Origin of the sequence: Microcella sp. (genome assembly GCF_040286215.1) — a bacterium.
GTDB lineage: Bacteria > Actinomycetota > Actinomycetes > Actinomycetales > Microbacteriaceae > Microcella.
Genome location: NZ_JAVKCK010000017.1, coordinates 153,874 through 176,431, shown reverse-complemented (window position 1 = coordinate 176,431; position 22,558 = coordinate 153,874). Strand labels below are relative to the sequence as shown.

At 67.7% G+C, this 22,558-nt stretch carries 21 protein-coding genes and 4 tRNA genes; 4 read left to right on the top strand and 21 right to left on the bottom strand.

The features are described 5' to 3' along the window. Position 1 precedes the first annotated feature (1 nt). The 11 genes from RJQ01_RS08615 to RJQ01_RS08565 all read right to left on the bottom strand — a co-directional run bounded on the left by RJQ01_RS08615 (position 2) and on the right by RJQ01_RS08565 (position 9,221). Complete coding sequence (locus tag RJQ01_RS08615; protein ID WP_350476321.1) at positions 2–772, bottom strand: YebC/PmpR family DNA-binding transcriptional regulator; 771 nt, start codon at positions 770–772, stop codon at positions 2–4. A 31-nt stretch (positions 773–803) separates the two neighbouring features. Continuing rightward, the gene (locus RJQ01_RS08610) at positions 804–1,418 is read right to left on the bottom strand and encodes a hypothetical protein (protein ID WP_350476320.1); all 615 of its coding nucleotides are present in this window, start codon (positions 1,416–1,418) and stop codon (positions 804–806) included. Positions 1,419–1,464: 46 nt separating this feature from the next. Then, positions 1,465–2,064, bottom strand: a complete 600-nt coding sequence (gene pdxT, locus RJQ01_RS08605; protein WP_350476319.1) for a pyridoxal 5'-phosphate synthase glutaminase subunit PdxT — start codon at positions 2,062–2,064, stop codon at positions 1,465–1,467. After that, positions 2,054–2,944 carry a pyridoxal 5'-phosphate synthase lyase subunit PdxS gene (gene pdxS / locus RJQ01_RS08600; RefSeq protein WP_350476318.1) on the bottom strand — a complete coding sequence of 297 codons (891 nt, stop codon included), beginning with the start codon at positions 2,942–2,944 and terminating at the stop codon, positions 2,054–2,056. The genes pdxT and pdxS overlap by 11 nt, the downstream gene beginning before the upstream one ends. Before the next feature lie 76 nt (positions 2,945–3,020). Beyond that, positions 3,021–3,593 carry an HIT family protein gene (locus RJQ01_RS08595; RefSeq protein ID WP_350476317.1) on the bottom strand — a complete coding sequence of 191 codons (573 nt, stop codon included), beginning with the start codon at positions 3,591–3,593 and terminating at the stop codon, positions 3,021–3,023. Positions 3,594–3,601: 8 nt separating this feature from the next. After that, positions 3,602–5,515 (bottom strand): threonine--tRNA ligase, encoded by a 1,914-nt coding sequence (gene thrS, locus RJQ01_RS08590; RefSeq protein WP_350476473.1) that lies wholly within the window; start codon positions 5,513–5,515, stop codon positions 3,602–3,604. A gap of 193 nt (positions 5,516–5,708) precedes the next feature. Beyond that, positions 5,709–6,890, bottom strand: a complete 1,182-nt coding sequence (locus tag RJQ01_RS08585; protein ID WP_350476316.1) for a hypothetical protein — start codon at positions 6,888–6,890, stop codon at positions 5,709–5,711. Continuing rightward, the gene (locus RJQ01_RS08580; RefSeq protein WP_350476315.1) at positions 6,874–8,754 is read right to left on the bottom strand and encodes a glycosyltransferase family 2 protein; all 1,881 of its coding nucleotides are present in this window, start codon (positions 8,752–8,754) and stop codon (positions 6,874–6,876) included. The genes RJQ01_RS08585 and RJQ01_RS08580 overlap by 17 nt, the downstream gene beginning before the upstream one ends. A 176-nt stretch (positions 8,755–8,930) precedes the next feature. After that, positions 8,931–9,005 (bottom strand) — tRNA-Val (locus RJQ01_RS08575). A 36-nt stretch (positions 9,006–9,041) separates the two neighbouring features. Continuing rightward, a tRNA-Cys gene (locus tag RJQ01_RS08570) sits at positions 9,042–9,112 on the bottom strand. A 37-nt stretch (positions 9,113–9,149) separates the two neighbouring features. Further along, a tRNA-Gly gene (locus tag RJQ01_RS08565) sits at positions 9,150–9,221 on the bottom strand. Positions 9,222–9,360: 139 nt separating this feature from the next. Here RJQ01_RS08565 and RJQ01_RS08560 point away from each other — a divergent pair. Continuing rightward, positions 9,361–9,433: transfer RNA gene (locus tag RJQ01_RS08560), tRNA-Val, on the top strand. Here RJQ01_RS08560 and RJQ01_RS08555 read toward each other — a convergent pair. The 9 genes from RJQ01_RS08555 to zapE form a co-directional block, all read right to left on the bottom strand. After that, entirely contained in the window at positions 9,410–10,471 is a 1,062-nt protein-coding gene (locus RJQ01_RS08555; protein ID WP_350476314.1) for a hypothetical protein, read from the bottom strand. The two genes, RJQ01_RS08560 and RJQ01_RS08555, sit on opposite strands and share 24 nt — an antisense overlap. Before the next feature lie 108 nt (positions 10,472–10,579). Further along, positions 10,580–11,803, bottom strand: a complete 1,224-nt coding sequence (locus tag RJQ01_RS08550) for an ammonium transporter (RefSeq protein ID WP_350476313.1) — start codon at positions 11,801–11,803, stop codon at positions 10,580–10,582. Between the two features lie 167 nt (positions 11,804–11,970). Beyond that, complete coding sequence (locus RJQ01_RS08545) at positions 11,971–12,378, bottom strand: cation:proton antiporter (protein ID WP_350476312.1); 408 nt, start codon at positions 12,376–12,378, stop codon at positions 11,971–11,973. Next, a complete protein-coding gene (locus RJQ01_RS08540; protein ID WP_350476311.1) occupies positions 12,375–12,641 on the bottom strand; it encodes an MrpF/PhaF family protein in 267 nt (88 codons plus the stop codon). The genes RJQ01_RS08545 and RJQ01_RS08540 overlap by 4 nt, the downstream gene beginning before the upstream one ends. Continuing rightward, positions 12,638–13,033, bottom strand: a complete 396-nt coding sequence (locus RJQ01_RS08535) for a Na+/H+ antiporter subunit E (protein ID WP_350476310.1) — start codon at positions 13,031–13,033, stop codon at positions 12,638–12,640. Before RJQ01_RS08535 ends, RJQ01_RS08540 begins: the two co-directional genes overlap by 4 nt. Further along, positions 13,030–14,655: a monovalent cation/H+ antiporter subunit D family protein gene (locus tag RJQ01_RS08530; RefSeq protein ID WP_350476309.1), complete on the bottom strand. Its 1,626-nt coding sequence runs from the start codon at positions 14,653–14,655 to the stop codon at positions 13,030–13,032. The genes RJQ01_RS08535 and RJQ01_RS08530 overlap by 4 nt, the downstream gene beginning before the upstream one ends. Beyond that, complete coding sequence (locus RJQ01_RS08525; RefSeq protein WP_350476308.1) at positions 14,655–15,023, bottom strand: sodium:proton antiporter; 369 nt, start codon at positions 15,021–15,023, stop codon at positions 14,655–14,657. Before RJQ01_RS08525 ends, RJQ01_RS08530 begins: the two co-directional genes overlap by 1 nt. Continuing rightward, complete coding sequence (gene mbhE, locus RJQ01_RS08520; protein WP_350476307.1) at positions 15,020–17,878, bottom strand: hydrogen gas-evolving membrane-bound hydrogenase subunit E; 2,859 nt, start codon at positions 17,876–17,878, stop codon at positions 15,020–15,022. The genes RJQ01_RS08525 and mbhE overlap by 4 nt, the downstream gene beginning before the upstream one ends. Positions 17,879–18,083: 205 nt before the next feature. Then, positions 18,084–19,109, bottom strand: a complete 1,026-nt coding sequence (gene zapE, locus RJQ01_RS08515) for a cell division protein ZapE (RefSeq protein WP_502885250.1) — start codon at positions 19,107–19,109, stop codon at positions 18,084–18,086. Between the two features lie 161 nt (positions 19,110–19,270). On the opposite strand from zapE, the gene RJQ01_RS08510 reads away from it, so the two are divergent. The 3 genes from RJQ01_RS08510 to RJQ01_RS08500 are packed head-to-tail and all read left to right on the top strand — an operon-like array spanning position 19,271 to position 21,345. After that, the gene (locus RJQ01_RS08510) at positions 19,271–20,170 is read left to right on the top strand and encodes a sulfurtransferase (RefSeq protein WP_350476305.1); all 900 of its coding nucleotides are present in this window, start codon (positions 19,271–19,273) and stop codon (positions 20,168–20,170) included. 9 nt (positions 20,171–20,179) lie between these two features. Further along, positions 20,180–20,614 (top strand): SufE family protein, encoded by a 435-nt coding sequence (locus RJQ01_RS08505; RefSeq protein WP_350476304.1) that lies wholly within the window; start codon positions 20,180–20,182, stop codon positions 20,612–20,614. Beyond that, positions 20,611–21,345, top strand: coding sequence for a dihydrofolate reductase family protein (locus tag RJQ01_RS08500; RefSeq protein WP_350476303.1), 735 nt, complete (start codon positions 20,611–20,613; stop codon positions 21,343–21,345). Before RJQ01_RS08505 ends, RJQ01_RS08500 begins: the two co-directional genes overlap by 4 nt. Here the strand turns inward: RJQ01_RS08500 and RJQ01_RS08495 are convergent. Beyond that, complete coding sequence (locus tag RJQ01_RS08495) at positions 21,329–22,510, bottom strand: alpha/beta hydrolase family protein (protein WP_350476302.1); 1,182 nt, start codon at positions 22,508–22,510, stop codon at positions 21,329–21,331. The genes RJQ01_RS08500 and RJQ01_RS08495 overlap by 17 nt on opposite strands. Positions 22,511–22,558: the final 48 nt, after the last annotated feature.

The window sequence follows — 22,558 nt, the reverse complement described above, 5'->3', positions numbered from 1 at the left end:
GCTACTCGTCGTCGTCGTCGTTGTCGAGCTCGGCGCGGACCTCGGCGGTGAGGGCGACGTTGGTGTATACGTTCTGCACGTCGTCGAGCTCGTCCATGGCGTCGACGAGCCGGAAGAGCTTGCGCGCGGTCTCCGCATCCGCCTCGATCTGGACGCTCGCCACGAACTCTGCCTCCGCCGAGTCGTTCTCGATGCCGGCATCCTGCAGGGCGGTGCGGGCGTCGATCAACTGCGAGGGGTCGGTGACGACCTCGAACCCGCCGCCCTGGTCGATGACCTCTTCCGCGCCGGCGTCGAGAACGGCGAGAAGGATGTCGTCCTCCGTCACTCCGTCGGTCTTCGTGATCGAGATCACCCCCTTGCGGGCGAAGTTGTAGGAGACGCTCCCCGGGTCGGCCATCGTGCCCCCGTTGCGCGTCATTGCCGTCCGCACCTCCGCGGCCGCACGGTTGCGGTTGTCGGTGAGGCACTCGATGAGCAGGGCGAGCCCTCCCGGTCCGTAGCCCTCGTACATGATCGTCTGGTAGTCGATCGTCTCGCCCGTGAGACCCGCTCCGCGCTTGATCGCGCGGTCGATGTTGTCGTTGGGCACCGAGGTCTTCTTCGCCTTCTGCACGGCGTCGACGAGCGTCGGATTGCCGTTCAGATCGGCGCCGCCGATCTTGGCGGCCACCTCGATGTTCTTGATGAGCTTGGCGAACGACTTGGCACGGCGCTGGTCGATGATCGCCTTCTTGTGCTTCGTCGTCGCCCATTTGGAATGCCCTGACATCTCACTCCTCGATTGGGACGGGACAACTGCCTCAGTCTACGCCGAGGGTCTGGGGGCGCAGTCCCGATCGCCGCAGTTCGAGGGTCGCGAGGGCCCTGATGGCCTCCGTATCCCGCGCGCGCCAGGCGGCCGCGGGGTCGGGATGGACCCGCGCGAGCTCGGCGAGGGGCGCCCGCGCCATCGCGCGCATCGCGAGCGTGTCACCGGTCATGCCCGACTCCAGGAGTCGCCGCATCGTCGCGGAGCGGCGCACGAACCGGGCACGGGGCCAGACCCATACGATCGCCAGCACGAGCAACGGGAACAACACGACGATCCAGCCCGCTCCCACCGCGACGAGCTCGACGAACTGCTGCTGGCCGCGGCCCGCCTCGGCGACGGCCCCGCCCGCCGACGCTGCCGCGTCGAGCGGCACGCGGATGCCGTCGCCGATGAGCGGCACGCCTCCCAGGTTCTCGGCCGCGTCACCGAGCCCCTCCTGGAAGCCCACGCCCGCCGACTCGAGATCGCGGCCGAATTGGCCAAGAGTGCGGATCGCCGCCGTCACCGCCAGCCCGATCGTGATGATGATGATCGCGGAGACGGTGCCGAGCACGTCCGCGATGATCTGGCGGGTGCGTGCGAGGGGGTACTGGGAATAGAGCATGAGGACATCCTCGCCCGTGCGCGGGGCCGCGTCGACCGTCTCGTGGTCAGGCGAGGGCTGCGACGTGCGCGAGGAAGCGCCGGTGGAAGCGGTCCTCGTGCGCGATCTCGGGATGGAACGCCGTGGCCAGCAGCGCACCCTGCTCGACCGCGACGATGTCGCCGCCGGGGAGGCGCGCGAGCACCGTGACGTCTGACCCGACCTCCTCCACGACCGGAGCACGGATGAAGACCGCGTGCACGGGCGGCTCACCCAGCTCGGGGATGGACAGCTCGGTCTCGAAAGAGTCGGACTGCGTGCCGAAGGCATTGCGGCGCGCCACGATGTCGAGCCCGCCGAGCGTGTGCTGGCCGGCGATGCCGTCCCGAACGCTCTCCGCCAGCATGATGAGGCCCGCGCACGTGCCGTACACCGGCATGCCGGCAGCGATGCGCTGGCGCAACGGCTCCCGCAGGCCGAAGAGTCGGCTGAGCTTGTCCATGACGCTCGACTCGCCGCCGGGGATGACGATCCCGGCCACCTCATCGAGCTCCTCAGGCCGACGGACGGGCCGGGCATCCGCCCCCAGCGATGTCAGCACGGCGAGGTGCTCGCGCACGTCGCCCTGCAGTGCGAAGACCCCGACGGGCGGTTGCCTACCAGCCACGCTCGGCGAGCCGGTGCGGCGCCGGAAGATCGGCGACGTTGATGCCGACCATCGCCTCACCCAGACCCCGGGATGCGTCGGCGATCGCGGCCGGATCGGTGTAGGCCGCGGTGGCCTTCACGATCGCCCCAGCGCGCGCCTCGGGGTTGCCCGACTTGAAGATGCCCGAGCCGACGAAGACGCCGTCGGCCCCCAGCTGCATCATGAGCGCTGCATCGGCTGGAGTCGCGACCCCACCCGCGGTGAAGAGCACGACGGGAAGCGCACCGGACTGGGCGACCTCGGCGACGAGCTCGTATGGAGCCTGCAGCTCTTTGGCGGCGACGTACCACTCGTCAGGGCTCTTCGCGGAGAGCGCGCGAATCTCACCGAGGATCGTGCGGATGTGCTTCGTCGCCTCCGAGACGTCACCGGTTCCGGCCTCGCCCTTGGAGCGGATCATCGCGGCACCCTCGGTGATGCGGCGCAGGGCCTCGCCGAGGTTGGTCGCCCCGCAGACGAAGGGCACCGTGAACGGCCACTTGTCGATGTGGTTCACGTAGTCGGCGGGGCTCAGCACCTCCGACTCATCGATGTAGTCGACACCGAGTGACTGCAGCACCTGCGCCTCGACGAAATGACCGATGCGGGCCTTCGCCATGACGGGGATCGACACCGCGGCGCGAATCGCATCGATCAGGTCGGGATCACTCATGCGGGCGACTCCGCCCTGGGCGCGAATGTCGGCAGGAACCCGCTCGAGGGCCATCACGGCGACCGCGCCGGCATCCTCGGCGATGCGCGCCTGCTCGGCGGTCACGACGTCCATGATGACGCCGCCCTTGAGCATGTCGGCGAGACCGCGCTTGACGCGGCTGGTTCCCTGAGTCTTGTCGGTCATTGCTGTGGACCCTTTCCTGCGCGCAGTGCGCGCGATACCGCGAGGTGAGAGATGGTGAGTGGCGGCGCGCGCCAGTCTAACGCCGTGATCCTGTGGGCCAGGCGGCCGCGATCTCGTCGCGAGTCTCGCCCAGCAGCCGCGGCACGGCCTTGGTGCCGGCGATGATCGGGAAGAAGTTTGCGTCGAGCGCCCAGCGCGGAACGATGTGCTGGTGCAGGTGCCCTGCGATTCCGGCACCGGCGATGCGGCCCTGGTTCATGCCGAGGTTGAATCCATCGCAGCGCGCCGCCGCGCGCAGCACCCGCATGGCGGTCTGCGTGAGTGCCCCGATCTCGGCGACCTCCTCCGGCGACGCCTCGTCATACTGCGCAATATGGCGGTACGGGCACACGAGAAGGTGACCGCTGTTGTACGGGTACAGGTTGAGGAGAACGTAGGCGTGCGTGCCGCGAGCGACGATAAGAGACTCCTCGTCATTCAGCTCGGGTGCCCGACAGAACGGGCACTCGTCGTCGCGGGGTTGCTGGCCCTGCTCGATGTACACAAGACGGTGCGGCGTCCAGAGTCGCTGGAAGGCGTCGGGAACGGCGGCGAAGCCCTCGCCCCGTTCGGCCGGGACACCGTCGATCGAGTGATCGGGATTCTCCATGGTCGACCCTAGAGTTCCTGCGACCGACGCTCGATGACGCCCGTGATGCGGTCGATGGCCTCGGCGACCGGCACCCCGTTGAGCTGCGTGCCGTCCCGGAAGCGGAAGCTCACCGCGCCCTGAGCCCGGTCGTCCTCACCCGCGATGAGCAGGTAGGGCACCTTGGCCTTCGTGTGCGTGCGGATCTTCTTCGGCATCCGGTCGTCGGAGTCGTCGACATGGGCGCGCACCCCGCGAGCCTTCAGCTGCTCGATCACATCCGCGAGGTAGTCGGCGAACTCCTCCGCGACGGGAATGCCGACGACCTGCTCGGGAGCGAGCCAGGCCGGGAACGCTCCGGCGTAGTGCTCGAGCAGGATGGCGAAGAACCGCTCCATCGAGCCCAGCAGCGCCCGGTGGATCATGATCGGCCGCTGGCGGGAGCCGTCCGGTGCGGTGTAGTCGAGATCGAAGCGCTCCGGCAGGTTCGGATCGATCTGCACGGTCGACAGCTGCCAGGTGCGACCGATGGCATCGCGGGCCTGCACCGAGATCTTGGGGCCGTAGAAGGCGGCGCCGCCGGGATCGTCGACGAGCTCGAGACCGGAGGCGACAGCGACCCGCCGCAGAGCCTCGGTCGTGGTCTTCCACATCTCGTCGTCGCCGAGCCACTTGTCCTTGACGTCGTCGCGGGTCGAGAGCTCGAGGTAGAAGTCGGTGAGACCGAAGTCGCGCAGCATGCTGAGCACGAGCTCAAGCGTGCTCGCGACCTCGGCTTCGAGCTGGTCGGGGCGCACGAACAGGTGGGCATCGTCCATCGTCAGCCCGCGCACGCGAGTGAGACCGTGCAAGGCTCCCGAGTGCTCGTTGCGGTACACGGCGCCGAATTCGCTGTATCGCAGTGGCAGCTCGCGATAGCTGCGAGGACGCTCGCGGTAGATGAGGATGTGGAACGGGCAGTTCATGGGCTTGAGGTAGTAGTCCTGCCCCGGAGAGACCACCTCGCCCGCCTCGTTGTGCACGACATCGAGCGTCATGGGCGGGAACATGCTGTCTGCGTAGTTCGTGAGATGCCCGGACTTCTCGAACAGGGCGCTCTTGGTGATGTGCGGCGTGTAGACGTAGCTGTAGCCCGCCTCGCGGTTGCGCCGCATCGCGTGCTGCTCCATCTCGAGTCGCACGATGCCGCCGCGCGGGTGCCAGACGGACATCCCTGAGCCGATCTCGGTCGGGAACGAGAACAGGTCGAGCTCGGCCCCCAGCTTGCGGTGGTCCCGCTTCGCCGCCTCCTCCAGGCGCGACTGGTGCTCGCGCAAGTCGTCCTTCGAGGCCCACGCTGTGCCGTAGATGCGCTGGAGCTGCGGATTTCTCTCGCTGCCGCGCCAATAGGCCGCCGCGACTCGCGTGAGCGCCCATCCGTTGCCGATCATGCGGGTGCTCGGCAGGTGGGGGCCGCGGCACAGATCCTTCCAGTAGACCTCGCCCGTCTTGGCGTCCACGTTGTCGTAGATGGTCAGCTCGGCTCCCCCGACCTCCACGCTCTCGCCATCCTGCGCGTCGCCCACTCCACCCTTGAGTCCGATGAGCTCGAGCTTGTACGGCTCGCTGGCCAGCTCGGCGCGGGCCTCCTCCTCAGACACGACGCGGCGCTGGAAGCGCTGGCCTTGGCGGATGATGCGCTCCATGGCCTTCTGCAGCGGGCCGAAGTCGTCCACCGTGAACGGCGCATCGACTCCGAAGTCGTAGTAGAAGCCGTCGGTGATCGGCGGACCGATGCCGAGCGTCGCCTCCGGATGAAGCGACTGCACTGCCTGCGCGAGCACATGCGCGGTCGAATGGCGCAGGATGTCGAGGCCGTCGGGTGACCCGATCGCGACCGGGCTCACACGATCGCCCGGCTCGAGCCCGTGCGCCAGGTCGCGCAGCTCGCCGTTCACGCGCATGGCGACGACCGCCCGATCGGTGAAGAGACCGAACCCGTCCCCGGGTTCGGTCACGGCGATCTCGGCGGTCTCTGCCACGGTGGTCCTCTCGCTGTCGGCTACCGCACAACCTTATCGGCGGCACACGGGTGGTTCTGGACGCAGGTGCTCTGCGCCCGCGGGCGACAGCAGGGCCCCGAGGGTCGCCTCACGGTCATCCGACGATGCGCTGCGCCCCCTCCACGAGGCTCGTCATCCAGTCGCGAACGATCGGTCGGTCGAAGGCCACGGCCCAGGCGATTCCGAGCTGCAACACGGCGATGAGGTCGACGAGCACATTGGAGAGCGTCGACTTGGCCGCGGGAATGATCGTGATGGCCAACAGGGTGAGCAGCAAGAACGTCACGCCCGCGGCGCCAGGATGAATGACACCGAGGAGAAGCGCAGCATTGATGAGTGCGAAGACGAGCGCGGAGACCGGAATGGTGAGCGGGCGCCGCACGACGAGGGCGACGAGCCACGCGCTCACCACGGGAGCCGCGAGAAGCCAGCCGGTGGGCGTCGTGTAGAGGGTCATGAGATCGCTGAAGGACACGGGATACGCGCCGACACCCGAGCTCGTGCCCCCGGGCCAGGGCGACGCGAAGAAGGCCAGGTTGAGGAGCACGATCGTCGTGAAGGCACCCGCAGTGGGAAAGCCGATCACCAGCATGTTCGCGGCGCGCAGCCCCGGAGCGGCAGGGCGGCCGTGGCGGAGGAATGGCGAGGCGAGGATCGCCACGACGGCGAACAGAACTCCTGTGGGATCAGAGAAGGCAGCGAGCATGAGAAGGAGGCCAGCGCGGAACCCCGACTCAGTGCTGCCCCAGTTGACGAAGCGCACGAGATCGGCCATCGCGAGCCCGAAGAACGTGAACGCGAGAAAGCCGGGCATGTTCTCGCTCGCGAAGTAGAGGTACAGCGGGTTCGCCGCAAGAGCGAGGGTCAGGATGATGCCTGTCGACCGCGGGATCGCCCGCTGCGCGATGATCTCAGCAACCTTCTGGAGCAGGAATCCGCTCGCGACCGCCCCCATGATGCCGAGGCCGAGCATCCCGAACGGATTTGCGGCGGCGAGGAGGATCGAGACGTGGGGATACAAGAGCGCAAGCCACTGCCCGTCACCGCGCGTCCAGTCGATGTCGACCAGCGCGGCGGTGAGCGACTGGTTGGAGGTGCCCTCCAGGGCGGGAGTCGTCGCGGAGAGCAGCACGACGGTGAGAACCGGCAGCATGAGGGCGACGCGCATCGACCAGCGCGCGATCGGGTCGCGGGGGAACCGGTCGAGACGCGTGCGGGGCGCCCGACGATGGTGACGATCGCGCGCGCGCAGCCCGAGGTCAGTCATCGTGGACATGCGTGGTCAATCCGTGCTCGGTCTTCTCCCAGTAGTGCGGTTTCGTGAGGAGCTGCCACAGCGCCTTGTAGGCAGCGATCGAGTGCAGCACCCAGTAGAGCGGGTTCAGGAGCGCCCATAGCACGAGGTGGAAGGTCCCTCGCTTGTAGGGGCCCATCATCGAGAGGTAGATCATGACGACGTTGCCGATCACGAAGTTGAGAAGCGTGATCCACAGCAGCCAGACAGGGAAGAACAGCTCGACGATGTCCAGCGGCGCGACGATCGTGATCGCCGTGACCAGGTAGAACGGCAGCACGCCCAGGAAGGTGAGTGGCGTACCGGCGATGAGGAGCACGAAGGCGAGTGACCGCCGCACGCCGATCTGCCGTAGCAGGGCGACGGGCTGCCGCGCATGCACGAGGGAGGTCTGCATGTATCCCTTGATCCAGCGCGAGCGCTGCCGGATGAAGTTCGGGATGGAGGTGTTGGCCTCCTCCATGGTCGTCGAGTTGATGACGCCCACCCGATAGCCGAGCGCGCTTGCACGGATGCCCAAGTCCGCGTCTTCTGTCACGTTGTACGGGTCCCAGCCGCCGAGCTCGATGAGAGCGTCCGTGCGGAAGTGGTTCGACGTGCCGCCGAGCGGAATCGGCAGATCTCCGTAGTCGAGACCCGCCAGCATGTAGTCGAACCAGTAGCTGTACTCGAGCGTGAACATGCGCGTGAGCACGTTTTCGCTGTCGTTGAAGTAGTTGAGCGAGGCCTGCACGCACACCGTTGCCTCGCCGCCCCGGCGGAAGGCGACGACGGCCTTCTTGAGCTGGTCCGGGTCGGGGGTGTCCTCCGCGTCGTAAATGACGAGGAAGTCGCCGGTCGCGAAGTACAGCCCCACGTTGCACGCTCTCGGCTTCGTCTGCGGGTGCCCTTGGGGGATCGTGATGATGCGGAAGTGCGCCGGCGGCGTTGAGGCGAGCACAGCATCCCGAGTCTCGTGATCTTCCTCCTCGATGAGGATCAGAACCTCGAGCTTCTCGGTCGGGTAGTCGATGCTGCCGAGGTTCTTGATCAGCTGGCCCACGATGTTGGCCTCGCGGAAGACGGGCACGAGCACGGTGTAGCGCGGCAGGTCGCGCTCGTCGAGCTCGTCGACCTGTCGTCTGCTGACACGCTCGACGACGTCGTAGCGGGCACCACGCATCGCGACGATGAACTTGAAGCTCGTCCCGGCGAGGAAGATGATGCTCGCCGCGGCGATGACGCCGATGACGACCTGCACCGGCCACAGCACGGCGAGCACGATGAGTGCGACGGCGGCGAGAGCGCCGCTGACCTTCTGGCCGCGGCTGAACGTGACGCGGGCCGACAGAGCCGGATTCTGTCGCCACAACTCGTTGGCGGCCTCCTCGGCGATCTCGGCGCGAAAAAGGCGCAGGCAGGCGTTCTTGATGCCCCACGATGTGGTCGCGACGAACTGCACCTGTGCACCGCCCAGGAGCGCGCGAACCCGCTCGACGCGATCGGGCGCAACCCCGCGCGCCGTCGCCACGATGATCGTGCCATTCGCGAGCCGGCGAATGGGAAGCCAGTTCTCGGTCAGGTAGGTCTGCCCGGGAAATCGTCGGACGAGCGCGTCATCGAAGCTCACCGCTTCGAGGTCGATCGGGTGGATGCCCCACGCCTGCGCCTCGGCGAGAAGGAGCGACTCGCTGTCGAGCAGGCCCTCGCTGATGAGCACCTGGTCGATGTGCGCACCCGTGCGGTCCTTGACCTGGCGGGCGTAGGCCAGGGTCTCGGGTGTGACGAGGCGAGCTTTGAGAAGCAGGTCGGCGAATGCGTCGCTGTCGGCGGTCCGAGCTTCGCGGACGCCTCCCCCCGGAGTCATGCCCCCAGGTTATCGCGCCCTCCTGGACAATGCTTGCCCCGCAACGGGGTGACGCCGTAGAGATGCGGGAGCGATTCCGAGGTCGCTGGTTCGGTGAGACTGTGGTGGGCGATACTGGGATCGAACCAGCGGAATCGCGGACGAGCGATTCCGAGGTCGCTGGTTCGGTGAGACTGTGGTGGGCGATACTGGGATCGAACCAGTGACCTCTTCCGTGTCAGGGAAGCGCGCTACCGCTGCGCCAATCGCCCGCTGTCAGGGCCGCGGGAGCCCGGTCGGTAGCTGTGAGGTGGCGACGGGATTCGAACCCGTGTATACGGCTTTGCAGGCCGCTGCCTCGCCTCTCGGCCACGCCACCGTGGGTGACTCCCCCGCTACCGGGAGGGTGCCACTCGAGCGGATGACGAGATTCGAACTCGCGACCCTCACCTTGGCAAGGTGATGCGCTACCACTGCGCCACATCCGCACTCGCGACCGGTTGCGCTGGCCGCATCGAAACTCTAGCCCAACCGCTCGACGATGACCAAACCGATGCTCCGGGCCGTGTCGCGCGCCGCACGCACCGCGCCGTCGGGGTGTCAGAGATATGGCAGGATAGGGGCCGCGGGCGATTGGCGCAGTTGGTAGCGCGCTTCCTTCACACGGAAGAGGTCATCAGTTCGAGTCTGGTATCGCCCACTGACGCATCCCCCAGGCGAGCAGGCCGCACGCGATTCCGCCGACGCCGGCGACGAGCGCGACCACGATCGTGGCTGTCAGCTGCTCAACGGTGAAGGTGATCGTGGCCATCTCGGCCAGGCCGAATCGGTCGGCGAGCAGCGTCGTGACGACGCTGCCGACGACAACCGCCACGAGGATGCTCGCAGCGCCCCAGCGCAGCACCCCCGTGCCGCGCTGGCGTCCCTTGGCGACCGCACCTACTGCCGCAGCGGTGCCGGCGGCGACCACTGCGATGAGCGCGAACGGCGAGAGGTACGGTGCACCCGCCCCGATGGCTCCCCAACCGAGCAGCGCGCCCGCGATGAGGCCGTCAGGTGACCGACGGTCGACGGCGATCTTCTCGACGATGATCCACAGTGTCGCGGCAAGCGCCATGCCGGCAAGGGCGTTGGCGAGGGTTCTGCCGCTGGCGACCGTCAGCACGCGCTCCACGCCGAGCAGCCATCCGGTACCGCTGAGCATGACGAGGCTCGCTCCCAGGAGTCCGCGCCTCCACGAGATCGACTCCCCCGTGCCCAGGGGTTGGCGACCTGCTGACAGAGCGCGATCGCGGGACCGCGCTATCGGGAGCAGGGACACTGCGAGCAGCGCGGACGCTGTGGCAACGTGGCTCGCGAGGACCCCGCCGTAGTCGATCGCGCCGAAGGCGACCTGCACAAGCGACGGAACACCGTCCAGCACGGCTGACGCGACGGGTTGGTAGACGAGGATCGTCCAGGAGAGCGCGAAAGCGACTCCCCCGGCGGTTCCGACGCGCTGAGCGACAACGAGGGCCACGGTCGCGGTGATGGCGCCTGCGAAGCACGCGTCAAGCATCGCCGCCGCAAGATCGGCGATCAGCCCCGTCGCGATATCGGCGGCGAGGGAGGCGCCCGCGGCTACGAGGCCGACAAGGGCGAGGGCGCGGATGCGCGGCACCGTGCTGGGCCGCAGGCCCAGCTGCACGCCGAGGGGCAGGAGCAGCACGAGTGCCGCACAGGCGAGCTGCAGTGCCACGTCGCTCATCCTCGCGCCATCTCGCACCCGATTCCGTTGCACCCCGAGCAACGCCAACGGGGCGCTCCTCCCTTGCGAGAGTAGCGCCCCGTTGAGTGAGCGTCAGCGTCAGTCGTTGACGATCGCGTAGCCCTCTTCACCGTGCACCACGGTGTCGACGCCAGCGACCTCGTCCTCGTTCTTGACGCGGAAGCCGATGGTCTTCTCGATCGCGAAGCCCAGGATGTAGGACACGACGAACGAGTAGATCAGCATGCCGAACGCGGCGACGAACTGCACGAGAAGCTGGCCTGCGTCGCCACCGGTGAAGAGCCCGGTCTCGATGGCGAAGAAGCCGAGGTACAGGGTTCCGATGAGGCCGCCGACGAGGTGGATGCCGACGACGTCGAGCGAGTCGTCGAAGCCGAGCTTGAACTTCAGCTCGATGGCGAGGGCGCAGAGGACACCCGCGATGACTCCGAGCAGCAGAGCCCAGCCCGGCGCCAGGTTGGCGCACGCCGGGGTGATCGCGACCAGACCGGCGATCGCTCCGGAGCCGGCACCGACGGAGGTGGCCTTGCCGTCCTTGAGCTTCTCAACGACCAGCCATCCGAGGATCGCGGCGGCCGTGGCACCGAGCGTGTTGGTCACGATGAGGCCGACGAGCGCCATGTCGTTGAGGAACTCGGCGCCAGCGTTGAAGCCGAACCAGCCGAACCACAGCAGCGAGGCGCCGAGCAGAACCAGGGGCACGTTGTGGGGCTTGTGGGCACCCTTCTGGAACACGACGCGCTTGCCGAGCACCAGCGCGAGAGCCAGCGCCGCAGCACCGGCGTTGATGTGGACGAGGGTTCCACCGGCGTAGTCGATCACGCCAGGCAGGCCGGGGAAGAGGCCGTCTTCAGCGGTCATGTTGATGATCCAGCCGCCGCCGAACACCCAAGCCGCCGCCGGGAAGTACACGATGGTCGCCCAGAGACCGGCGAAGATCATCCAGGAACCGAACTTGGCGCGGTCGGCGATGGCGCCGGAGATCAGCGCTGTCGTGATGATGGCGAAGGTTGCGGCGAAGACCGTGCCGATCAGGGCCTCGTTGTCGCCGGTGATGCCCATGAGACCGAAGTCAGCGAAGGGGTTTCCTGCGAAGGCCCAGGTGCTGTCGACCACCGACATGCTGGCGCCGTAGAGGATCCAGAGCACGCTGATGAGGCCCAAAGCGCCGAAGCTCATCATCATCATGCTGACGACGCTCTTGGCCTTGACCAGACCGCCGTAGAAGAACGCGACGCCGGGCGTCATCAAGACAACCAAGGCGGTGGCCGTTACGGCCCATGCAAGTTCGCCGGTATCCATCGAATTGCTACCTCTCGTAGTGGAACGTGGGACGTGACCGTCGGGCTAAGCGGACCCGTGCGGCAGGGGGTCCACCGCGATCACGCACCCCAGTGTCGAGCGAAGAGGTTTCAGCAGGAGTGTCGGTATGTTTCGCGAGGGTTACGGAAGACTGACCGAGGTAAACATCAGGTTTCGCCTTCCCGAGGAGGCGCTTCGACATCGGGAAGAGCACCCTGGAGGTGAGCACCCGTACCGGATGCGCTCTCGGTCAGTTCGTCCGGCACAGTCGAGGCGTCGGGCGTGCTGCCCGTCAAGAAGCCGGCGCGGGCGAGGGCGAAACTACCGATAGAGCTCGTCAAGATCTGCGCAGTGATCGCGACAAGACCCTTCACCAGGTTGAGCGGGCTGAAATCCAGCACGACCACGCCGACGATGATGAGCGATACGCCGAGGCCCGCCGCGGTGCCGATCGCACTCGTCCGCGTGTACAGGTCTGGCAATCTGATGAGCCCGATCGCGGCACTTGCGATGATCACGGCTCCGAGAAGAACGAGGCCGTTGCCCATGACGGCCACGAGCACCGCGCCGGTCACCGCCGGCTTCCCTGCAGAAGTCGGGCAAGCGACAGGATCGAGAGGAATCCGAGAATCGCCGCGACCAGGATGATGTCGAGGACAGCGTCGATCGAGAAGAGGACACCGAACACCGCGACCGCGCCGATGAAGGCGAAGAAGATCAGGTCGCCCGCGACGGCCGAGTCGCCGGCGGTAGGACCAAGGACGACGCGCACGACCGCGAGCACGATGGCGAGCGCGAGCAGTACGAGCACGATCATGGCGACAGGCTCCGGCATCATGACGGTTCCTTTCCGGTGTGGGCTACGAGCCGGCGTGGCTCGGGCGGGTTCCACCGCAGCCCCCTCAAGAGACGATCCTGAGTCGAGACGAGATCGCTGCGGAATGCCTCAGGATCTCCCGCGACGAACATGCCGTGCACGTGCATCGTGCGGGCGCCGCGGTCAAGAGCAATGACAAGCGTGTCGGGAGTGATCGTGATGAGCGCCACGAGCAAGGTCAACTCGGCCTCGCTCATGTCGTCGAGCTCGACCTTCACGATTCCCGGCCGGGGCTTGCGGCCGGGTGTCATGATCAGCGCGCTCACCTGGAGGCTCGTCACGATGAAGCGCCACGCGAACCAGCTCGCGAGGGCGAGGAAGCGGAGGGGAAGTGCCCCAGGAGACCTCATCATCGGCCGATCACCGCGCGAATGTAGGCGCTGGTATCGACAAGCCCGTCCGCGGCGCGCTCGGCAAGCTGCACCAGCGTTTCGCCCCCGAGCCCCAGTGCGATGGACAGCCCGGCGAGGACGAGGGAGGGGACGATGAGACGAAGCGGGATGCGCGTACCCCGGTGATCGTGGGGGTCCTCCTCCGCGCGCAGCGATCCGCGCGGGGGGTCGTGCTGCTCGATCGCTTCCGCCGCCATCTCTTCGACCTCTTCCCTGTCGACGGGTTCGTCATCCATCAGCCGGTCACGGGCGCGGATGCGAGCTTCTGCAGCCAGTGCCTCGACGTCAGGATGCCTCTTGCCATTGAACATGTCTGCCCACACTTTGAGCATGGACATCAGAGTCACAAGGCTGATGGCGACGAGGAGCACCGCTACGACGACCTGAGCAGCGTCGGCGCTCGCGAGGACCAGCGCGTACTTGGCGAGGAACCCCGAGAACGGCGGCAGGCCCGCGAGGGAGAGTGCCCCGACGACGAATGCAGCCGTCACGAGCGGTTCCCGAGTGCGGAGTCCCGCCACGCGGTCCAGCGCTCCCGTTCCGTACGTCTGCTCAATCGCGGCTGAGACGAGCAGGAGCGCACCCATGACCACCATGTGATGCACCATGTACACGATCGCAGCGGCCACACCCAGAGGTGTGAAAAAAGCGATGCCCACGAGGATGAACCCCACTCCGCTCACCATCTGAAAGATCAGGAGGGAGCGCAGCTCGCGTTCGCCGAGAGCAGCAAGCGCACCCACGACGAGCGTGACGGAGGCAAGAAGCAGAATGACCGTCGTCCATGCGGAGTCGCCCTCGAAAACCACGGAGACGATCCGGAACACGATGTAGACGGCCACTTTCGTGTGCAACCCCGAGAACAGTGCCGCGACGGCCGGCGACATGGCTGTGTAGGTGCGCGTGAGCCATCCGTGCACCGGGAAGATCGCGGCCTTCACGGCGATTGCTCCCAGACAGACGGCAGCCGCGACGGCAGTCGCGGGATTCTCCGCAGCACCGGCGAGCTCCGCGAGGTTGACCGTGCCCTCGATCGCATACAGTAGCCCGACCCCCGCGAGGAAGAGGGTCGACGCGAGAAGATTCACGGTGACGTACAGCCGCGACCCCGCCAGATCGCCACGTCTGCTCAGTATCACGAGCAGACCGTACGAGGGTAGGAGCATGACCTCGATGAACACGAAGAGGTTGAAGAGGTCGGCCGTGAGCAGAGCGCCCGAGACGCCACCGGCGAGAATCAGCACGAACGATGCGATGGATGCGCTCTTCGCCTCCCCGCTGGCCATCATGTAGATGAAGCACACGACGGAGAGCACGCCCGTCACCACGAGCATGAGGCTGGAGAACGCGTCGGCGACGAAGGGAATCGCGACGCCACCCGGCCATAGCGCGATCTGGTGCGCGAGCACGGTGCCATCCGCGGTCGCGCCGAGGAGCACGAGCCCGCCGCCCAGGAGGGCCATAAGAGTGGCAGTGCCGACGACGTGGCGCAACAGTGTCTGGCGCGGCAACGCGAAGAGGAGCCCGCCGATAAGCAGCGGTGCACCCGAGAAGAGCGGCAGCATGACTTCCAGGAGCGCCATCACCGATCCGCTCCCTCTGATGCGTCCCTGCTCGGGGGCTGTCCCGCGGCGTCAGTGTGAGCGGCACGGGGCTCAGTGTCGTCATCGCCGCGGCCGACCACGGCAAAGGTCGCCATGACGACCGTGATGGCGAACGCGATGACGATCGCCGTGAGCACGAAGGCCTGGGGAAGCGCATCGGCGGCGCTGGCGGGGTCTTCGCCGAAGAAGGGCGCCTCCCGTCGCCCGACTCCGCCGGCCGCGATGATGAGCAGATTGATCGCGTGAGTCAGGAGCACGAAGCCCAGAATGATGCGAATCATGCCGCGTTGAAGAACGAGGTAGACACCGATCGCCGCCAGGACACCGATGCTCAGCGCAAGGCTCATGGTGCGACCTCCTCGCGCGCGTCACGCGCAAGCTGACGGGGACGCGCGTCGGATTCGCGCACTCCACCGAGTTCATGGAGCAGGGCGATGACGATCGCCACGACGGCGAAGTAGACGCCGACGTCGAAGACCAGGGCGCTCGTGAACCCGTAGTCCCCGCCCCATGGCATCGGGATGTCGACGCGGACCGGTCTGAGGAAGGACCCTGCCAGATAGCCCCCGATTCCCGACAGGACCGCAACGACCACACCCGCCGACAGAAGACCGCGATACGGGAATCGCGAGAGCGCCGCGCGATCGGCCGGGGCACCGAGGTAGGCGAGAGCGAATCCTGTACCCCCGACCAGCGCCGCGATGAAGCCGCCACCAGGCTCGTAGTGGCCGCGGAGCAGAAGGTACAGGGAGAGCACGATGACCACAGGAGCCGACCAACGCGCGACGACGCGCACGGGCAGGGTGTTGTCTCGGCTCAACACTAGCGGAGTGCTTCTCCATCGCTCGATATCGGGCGTGCGCTCCTCACGCAGTCGGCGCTCTCGAAGTACGCCGATGATGACGAACCCCGCCACCGCGATGACCGTGAGCTCGCCCAAGGTATCCAGCGCTCGATAGTCCACGAGGATCGTGTTGACGATGTTGGTCCCACCCGTGTCGTCATAAGCCTCTTCGAGGAAGTAGCGCCCCACATCTGAGATGTCGGGACGGCCGGTGAAGGCCAGCGTCGCGAGTGTGAGGGTGACGCCGACGCCGACGGCGATCGCCGCCGTCGCACGTTCGCGGGTCTTGCTCACGACATGGAACAGGGCAGGAAGTCGACGCAGGACCAGGACGAGCGCCACGACAGTGAGCAGCTCGACGAGCAGCTGAGTCAGACCCACGTCGATCGCGCCCAGAGCGAAGAACCACAGAGCGACGACGAATCCGGCGCCGCCGACGAGGATCATGGCAGTCAGGCGCGAGCGTGCGAGCGCGGCAGGGACCGCGGTCACCACCACGAGAGCCAGCAGCACGGCGTCCGTCCACGGCTCGGCGAGCGGCACAAGCATCTCCGCCGCCGGAAGTATGGCGACGGCCCCGATGGCGAGTCCACCGATCAACACCCATGGGGCACCCAGATGAAGCGTCTGCGTATCGGTGCGTGTCACGTCGCCCACACGCTTGCCGAGGGTGATCGCGCCGGTGCGAATGCGCTCGACGACATCGATCGCGGTGAACCGCAGAAGACGGTGCGCGAAGAGCCGATCCAGGCGGCGGCGCTGACTGACCACCACGAGTCCGAGGACAATGATGGTCACCGAGAGTGCGAGTTCGGCGGTCAGCCCTCCGAAGAGGGCAAAGGTCGCCGCGTACGCCTGCCCGGCCGCGGCGCTCCCGGCTGACCCGAGCAGGGGGTGCAGCCAGGTGATGCCGAACGCGAGGACGATACCCAGCACCGACGTGAGAACTGCGGGAGCGAGGAAAGACCAGGGAGCCTCTCGCACCACGTTGGGCATGCGATGAGTGTCCAGCTCCTCGTCATCCTCGGGCTCATCAGTGCCTCGATACCGGGTGAATCCACCCAGCATGATGCGCGCCGTGTAGGCGAAGGTCGCGGTCGCCGCGATCACCGCCGTCGTTGCGAGAAGCCCCCCGAGCCACGCCGGTCCGGCTGGCTCGAGCATCTGCCCGAGCAGATACTCCTTGGCAATGAAGCCCAGCAGCGGGTAGACGCCCGCCATGGACAGCCCCGCCACGAGCATGGTGGAGAAGAGCACGGGCATGCGCCTCCGCAACCCACGCAGAAGCCTGATGTCCCGGGTACCCGCTTGCTGATCGAGTATGCCGACCCCCATGAAGAGGGTCGCCTTGAACAGAGCGTGGGCCAGCGTGTAGAGCGCAGCGGTGGTCAGTGCGGAAGGGGTGCCGACCCCGATCAGGGCGACGATGAGACCGAGCTGGCTCACCGTCGAATAGGCCATGATCTCCTTGAGATCGAAGCAGCGCAGGGCGAGGACCGCTCCCATCACGGCAGTGATGAGGCCGCTGGACACGAGGATCGCTTGCCACGTGATGCTCTCCGCGAGCGCCGGCGAGAAGAGCAGCAGCAGGTAGATGCCCGCCTTCACCATGGCTGCGGCGTGCAGGTAGGCGCTGACCGGGGTGGGCGCAACCATCGCGTCGGGCAGCCACATGTGAAACGGGAACTGCGCAGACTTGGTCATCGCCGCGAGCGCCACGAGCACAGCGATGACGGACACGAATGCGCCGTCGGTCGACCACACGGGATCGACGAGCGCCTCACTCACCACTGTCGTACCGGTGCGAACGACGATGAGGACGACGGCGAGAAGCAGTGCCAGCCCGCCGAGTGCGGTGACCAGGAGGGTACGGACGGCCGGAGCGCTCGCACGTCGCCCCGAGCGGTTAATGAGGAAGAACGAGCAGAGCGTCGTCAGCTCCCAGAACACGAAGAGCAGCACGAGATCGTCCGCGAGGACGAGCCCCGTCATCGCGAAGGCGAACAGGAGCATCCACGCGAAGTAGCCCGTGTGCGGATGGACCGAGCGGTCCGAGAGATAGCGGGCGGAGTAGGCGATCACGACGGCGCCGACGCCGAGGACGATGATCAAGAAGAGCGCGGCGAGGCCGTCCAACCTCAGCCGTAGCGCGATCTCGAGCGACGGAATCCACGGCACGGTCTCCCGAATCACGGAGCCGGGCTCCGTGACGCTCGCGGCCATGACGCCGACGATCACGGCGAGCGAGGCGAGCGCCGCGGCCGCGATCCAGCCCGCGGCGCGCCCGATGACGAGCGTCAGCAGCATGGTGACCGCCACGATCGCGAGAGTGGCGGCGAGAAGGGCCGTGAGCATCATGGCGTCAGGCAGTACATGAAGTGCGCGGGCGGCATGGGCTCCTCGTCAGGATAGCGTCGTCGAGTGCACGGCCCAGGGCTCGGGGCAGTGCCACGGCACGTGCTCTGCACGTTCCGTCCGCCGACCAGGCTTCCCGGCACACCAACCCTCATCCTAGCGTTCTCGTCTGGGTGCCTCGCCGCGAGGCCGACGCCGCCGATACCTCTCAGGTCGAGGTCAGCGCGATCATGCGCGAGGTCGCGCGCAGATACTTCTTGCGGTACCCACCGGCCAGCATCTCGTCGGGGAAGACCTGATCGAGCGGCACACCGGTCGCGAAGATAGGTATCTGGGCGTCGTACAGACGATCGATGAACGCCACGAGCCGGAGTGCGTCGGTCTGAGAGCGCAGTTCGGCGACCTCCGTCATCGCCACCGCGTCGACGTCGCGGATGAGCCCGATGTAGCGGCTCGGGTGAACGGTCGACAGGTGGCGCAGAACGTCGGCGAACGCGTCGACGGTGACCGTTCCACCGTGCGCCGCCACTCGTGCGCGCCACGCGTCCTCCTCGAGCGCCACCGCGTGACCCTCGATGTCGCGCTTGCGGTAGTCCTCGCCGTCGATGCGCACGGTCGTGAAGCGATCCGCCAGCGCATGGATCTCGCGGAGGAAGTCCTGCGCGGCGAACCGTCCCTCGCCGAGGGCGTGCGGTGGAGTGTTGGAGGTCGCCGCGATGCGCGTGCCGCTCGCGACGAGCTCGCCCAGCAGACGCGACATGACCATCGTGTCGCCGGGATCGTCCAGTTCGAACTCGTCGATCGCGATGAGCGCGGCGCCCCGGAAGTGCGCAACCGCCTCGCGGTAGCCGAGCGCTCCAACGATCGCGGTGTACTCGATGAAGGTTCCGAAGAACGTGCGCCCCGAGGTCGCATGCCAGAGCGCCGCGAGCAGGTGGGTCTTGCCGACTCCGAATCCGCCATCGAGATACACGCCAGGGCGCTCGGGCGTCTCTGCGCCGCGGCGGCGAAAGAGCCCGCCCCCGCGGCTGGATGCGGCGCCGCGCGCAAAGGCGCGCATTGTCTCGACCGCGGCCGCCTGCGACGGGTAGCGCTCATCGGGAATGTAGTTGTCGAAGCTCGCCGCAGCGAATTGGCGCGGCGGCACAAGATGCTCAACGAGCTCCGAGGCGGTCATGCCCGGATGCCGGTCGACGAGCCGTGTCGTGCCCGTCATCGTGTTCTCCGCCTTCATTCCGCGACTACCCCTGCATGTCGCACTCCGATGCCTCACTCTGAGGGCGACGCCCAGTCGGAGTGCGTAGATTCGTCTACGGGCGGTATGCCTCAGTTTACCGCTCTGGAGTCGGCTCCCCGTCGCCGCACTCCCCCGCACCGCACACTCGAGAGGCTTCCATGACCGCTCCCACTGACCCCGACGCCAAGCTGCAGTCGTACGCCCACCCCGAGAGGCTCGTCACCACTGCGTGGCTCGAGCAGAACCTCCGCACTCCGGGACTGGTCATCGTCGAGTGCGACGAGGACGTCCTGCTCTACGAGACGGGGCACATCCCGGGGGCCGTCAAGATCGACTGGCACACCGAGCTCAACGATCCGGTGGTCCGCGACTACATCGACGGCGAGGGATTCGCCGAGCTGATGAGTTCCAAGGGAGTCCGGCGCGATTCCACGATCGTCATCTACGGCGACAAGAGCAATTGGTGGGCGGCGTACGCTCTGTGGGTGTTCACCCTGTTCGGACACGACGACGTCCGCCTCCTCGACGGCGGTCGCGACCGGTGGATCGCCGAGGGTCGGTCGCTCACGACCGAGAAGCCCGCCCCCGAGCCGACCGAGTATCCCGTCGTGGAGCGCCAGGACGAGGGCATACGCGCCTTCAAGGAGGACGTGCTCGCCCACCTCGGCAAGCCGCTCATCGACGTGCGTTCCCCTGAGGAGTACACCGGCGAGCGCACCCACATGCCCGCCTATCCGGACGAGGGCGCGCTCCGCGGGGGGCACATCCCGACCGCGCGCAGCGTGCCCTGGGCGCGCGCCGCCGCGGACGACGGCACCTTCCGCCCTGCGGAAGAGCTCGCGACGATCTACCGCGACGAGGCGGCGATCGGCGACGCCGAGGACGTCATCGCGTACTGCCGCATCGGCGAGCGGTCGAGCCACACATGGTTCGTGCTCACGCACCTCCTCGGCGTACCCCGCGTGCGCAACTACGACGGGTCGTGGACCGAGTGGGGCAGCGCCGTGCGGGTGCCCATCACGACGGGATCCGAGCCCGGCGAGCTGCCCGGCCGGTAGCGTGGAGTCGTGAGCACCGCACTCCCCGACTCCCTCGCCGAGATCCGCGACGACTTTCACGCTCTTGGCGAGAATGACCGCCTGCAGCTGTTGCTCGAGTTCTCGAACGACCTGCCCGAGCTCCCGCCCGAGCACCGGGACCTCACCGACCTGTTCGAGCGCGTCGAGGAGTGCCAGTCTCCCGTGTTCCTGCTCGTGGAGGTGCGCGATGGCGGGGTGACCGTGCACGCCACAGCACCCGCGGAATCGCCAACGACCCGCGGGTTCGCCTCGATCCTCGTGCAGGGCCTCTCCGGATGCACCGTCGACGCTGTGCTGGCGGTTCCTGGAGACTTCGCCTTCGACCTGGGGCTGACCTCCGCCGTCAGCCCGCTCCGGCTGCGCGGCATGACCGGCATGCTCGGACGCATCCAACGCCAGGTGCGTGAGAAGGCCGCAGCGTGACTCTGCAGCGCATCCTGCCCACGCGCTCGACCATCGATCCTGATGCCCCGGGCAGGAGGCAGGCGCTGCTCGAGGAGTACGAACCGGCCCCGGGGTCGACCGTTCGCCTCAACCTCGTGACCACTCTCGATGGGCGCGCGGCGGGCGCCGACGGCACCTCCGAGTCCCTCACGACCGGCACGGACCGCATGATCCTCGGCGTGATCCGCCAGAGCGCGGATGCCGTGCTCGTCGGCGCGAGCACGGTGCGGGCCGAGTCCCTCGGCCGCCCCCGCCGCACCCCCCTGGTCGTGCTCAGCGTGAGCGGCGACCTGAGAGGGCACGGCTTCGACGCGACGACCACGCAGGACGGAGCCGCGCGGGCAGACGTGCTCGTCGTCACCACAGACCGCGGTGCGGACACCGTGCGCCGGACGCTCGCCGGCACTGCTCACGACGTGCTCGTCCTGGACGGGGGCGACGCGGGTTCACTGCCCCTCGAGCGGGTGCTCGCCGCGCTGCGCGAGCGCGGACTGCACCGGATCGTGGCGGAGGGGGGCCCTGCGCTCGCGTCGGGCCTGCTCTCAGCGAGGCTCGTCGACGAGCTGTGCCTCACCGTCGTTCCGAGGATCGCCGGCTCGGGCATCCCGATCATCGACGCGGCCGTCTCCCTGCGCGCGGATCCGCGCCTGCTGCTGGTGGACGACGACGGCGTCCTCTACGGGCGATGGGGCCTCAGCCCCGAGCGCTGACCCAGGCTCGGATCGCGCGCTCCCACCGCCGCGCGTCGTAGTTCCACAGCCGCGTGTGGCGCGCCGTCGCGAACCTCTCCAGACGCACCAGGTCGGGACGAGCGCGGGCGAGCGCGAGGCTGCCGTCGATCGGCACGAACGTGTCGCCGTCGCTGTGCAGGATGAGTGTCGGCGTGCGCAGCTCGCCCGCGCGCTCGACGAGGTCGAGCCGGTCGAAGTCGATGGGCTCAGACCGCCCCGCCCAGCCGGAGGCCCAATCGCTGCCGAGCACGCCGAGTGCGACGGTGCGCACGGGGTCGGGCAGCCCCTGTTGCGCCGCCTGCGCATGCAACACGCGGATCCAATCCACGACGGGCGACTCGAGAACGATGCCCTCGACGGCGCTGGAGAACTCTGAGCGGGTCACGAACTGCAGGGTCGAGGCTCCCCCCATCGACCAGCCCATGACGAGGATGCGCTGCGCACCCTGCTCGAGGGCGAACCGCACGGCGGCCTCGAGGTCGCGCCACTCGGCGTCGCCGAGCGAATAGCGGCCGTCAGGGCTCGCGGGAGCTTCACCGTCGTTGCGGTAGCTGATCACGAGGCTCGTGTAGCCGAGCTCGTGGAAAACCGGCACCGCCCGCAGCGCCTCGGATCGCGTGACGCCGCGGCCGTGCATGTGGATGGCCCAGCACGAACCTCCGCGCGCCACGTGCGCGGTATCCTCTGCCGGAAAGCACCATGCGGGCGCTGGACCGAGCTCGGTCGGCACCGTCACGTCCTCGACAGGCAGACCCAGCTCCTCCGGTCTCAGGTAGTACCAGCCGCTCCACCGCCCCGTCGTCGCCCCCTCCAGGCTGCCGTGCACGACGCGCTCAAGCCGACGCACGACGGCTCGATGATTCGCACTCAGAACAGTGCCGACGCGAAGGTAGCCGGTGTCGCGCGAGAACCACATGCCGTAGCGACCGGGCACGACCGTCTCGGGTGTCGGCGCGAGAGTCAGGGTGCCCGCGCGCTCATCAACCGAAAGGATGCGCACATCCTCCGGACGCACGGTCGGCGGCGTGACGACGCGCCGCGCGACCGAGACGGCGAGGGCGACCGCCGCGGCGCCCGTCACGACGAGACCGGCACCGGCGACCGCGAGTGATGCGCGCGCCCACGACCCTCGCCCGCTCGGCATCAGTGCCCCTCCACGGTGGGGGCAGCGGCGGCGCGGCACGGCAGAACG

Excerpts from the sequence above, each read along its gene's own strand:
- RJQ01_RS08615 (WP_350476321.1), bottom strand. The coding sequence starts at position 772 with ATGTCAGGGCATTCCAAATGGGCGACGACGAAGCACAAGAAGGCGATC.
- RJQ01_RS08610 (WP_350476320.1), bottom strand. The coding sequence starts at position 1,418 with ATGCTCTATTCCCAGTACCCCCTCGCACGCACCCGCCAGATCATCGCG.
- pdxS (WP_350476318.1), bottom strand. The coding sequence starts at position 2,944 with ATGACCGACAAGACTCAGGGAACCAGCCGCGTCAAGCGCGGTCTCGCC.
- RJQ01_RS08595 (WP_350476317.1), bottom strand. The coding sequence starts at position 3,593 with ATGGAGAATCCCGATCACTCGATCGACGGTGTCCCGGCCGAACGGGGC.
- thrS (WP_350476473.1), bottom strand. The coding sequence starts at position 5,515 with ATGCGCGTGAACGGCGAGCTGCGCGACCTGGCGCACGGGCTCGAGCCG.
- RJQ01_RS08585 (WP_350476316.1), bottom strand. The coding sequence starts at position 6,890 with ATGTCCACGATGACTGACCTCGGGCTGCGCGCGCGCGATCGTCACCAT.
- RJQ01_RS08580 (WP_350476315.1), bottom strand. The coding sequence starts at position 8,754 with ATGACTCCGGGGGGAGGCGTCCGCGAAGCTCGGACCGCCGACAGCGAC.
- RJQ01_RS08550 (WP_350476313.1), bottom strand. The coding sequence starts at position 11,803 with ATGGATACCGGCGAACTTGCATGGGCCGTAACGGCCACCGCCTTGGTT.
- RJQ01_RS08540 (WP_350476311.1), bottom strand. The coding sequence starts at position 12,641 with ATGATGCCGGAGCCTGTCGCCATGATCGTGCTCGTACTGCTCGCGCTC.
- RJQ01_RS08535 (WP_350476310.1), bottom strand. The coding sequence starts at position 13,033 with ATGATGAGGTCTCCTGGGGCACTTCCCCTCCGCTTCCTCGCCCTCGCG.
- RJQ01_RS08530 (WP_350476309.1), bottom strand. The coding sequence starts at position 14,655 with ATGGCGCTCCTGGAAGTCATGCTGCCGCTCTTCTCGGGTGCACCGCTG.
- RJQ01_RS08525 (WP_350476308.1), bottom strand. The coding sequence starts at position 15,023 with ATGAGCCTTGCGCTGAGCATCGGTGTCCTGGCGGCGATCGGTGTCTAC.
- mbhE (WP_350476307.1), bottom strand. The coding sequence starts at position 17,878 with ATGATGCTCACGGCCCTTCTCGCCGCCACTCTCGCGATCGTGGCGGTC.
- zapE (WP_502885250.1), bottom strand. The coding sequence starts at position 19,109 with ATGAAGGCGGAGAACACGATGACGGGCACGACACGGCTCGTCGACCGG.
- RJQ01_RS08510 (WP_350476305.1), top strand. The coding sequence starts at position 19,271 with ATGACCGCTCCCACTGACCCCGACGCCAAGCTGCAGTCGTACGCCCAC.
- RJQ01_RS08495 (WP_350476302.1), bottom strand. The coding sequence starts at position 22,510 with ATGCCGAGCGGGCGAGGGTCGTGGGCGCGCGCATCACTCGCGGTCGCC.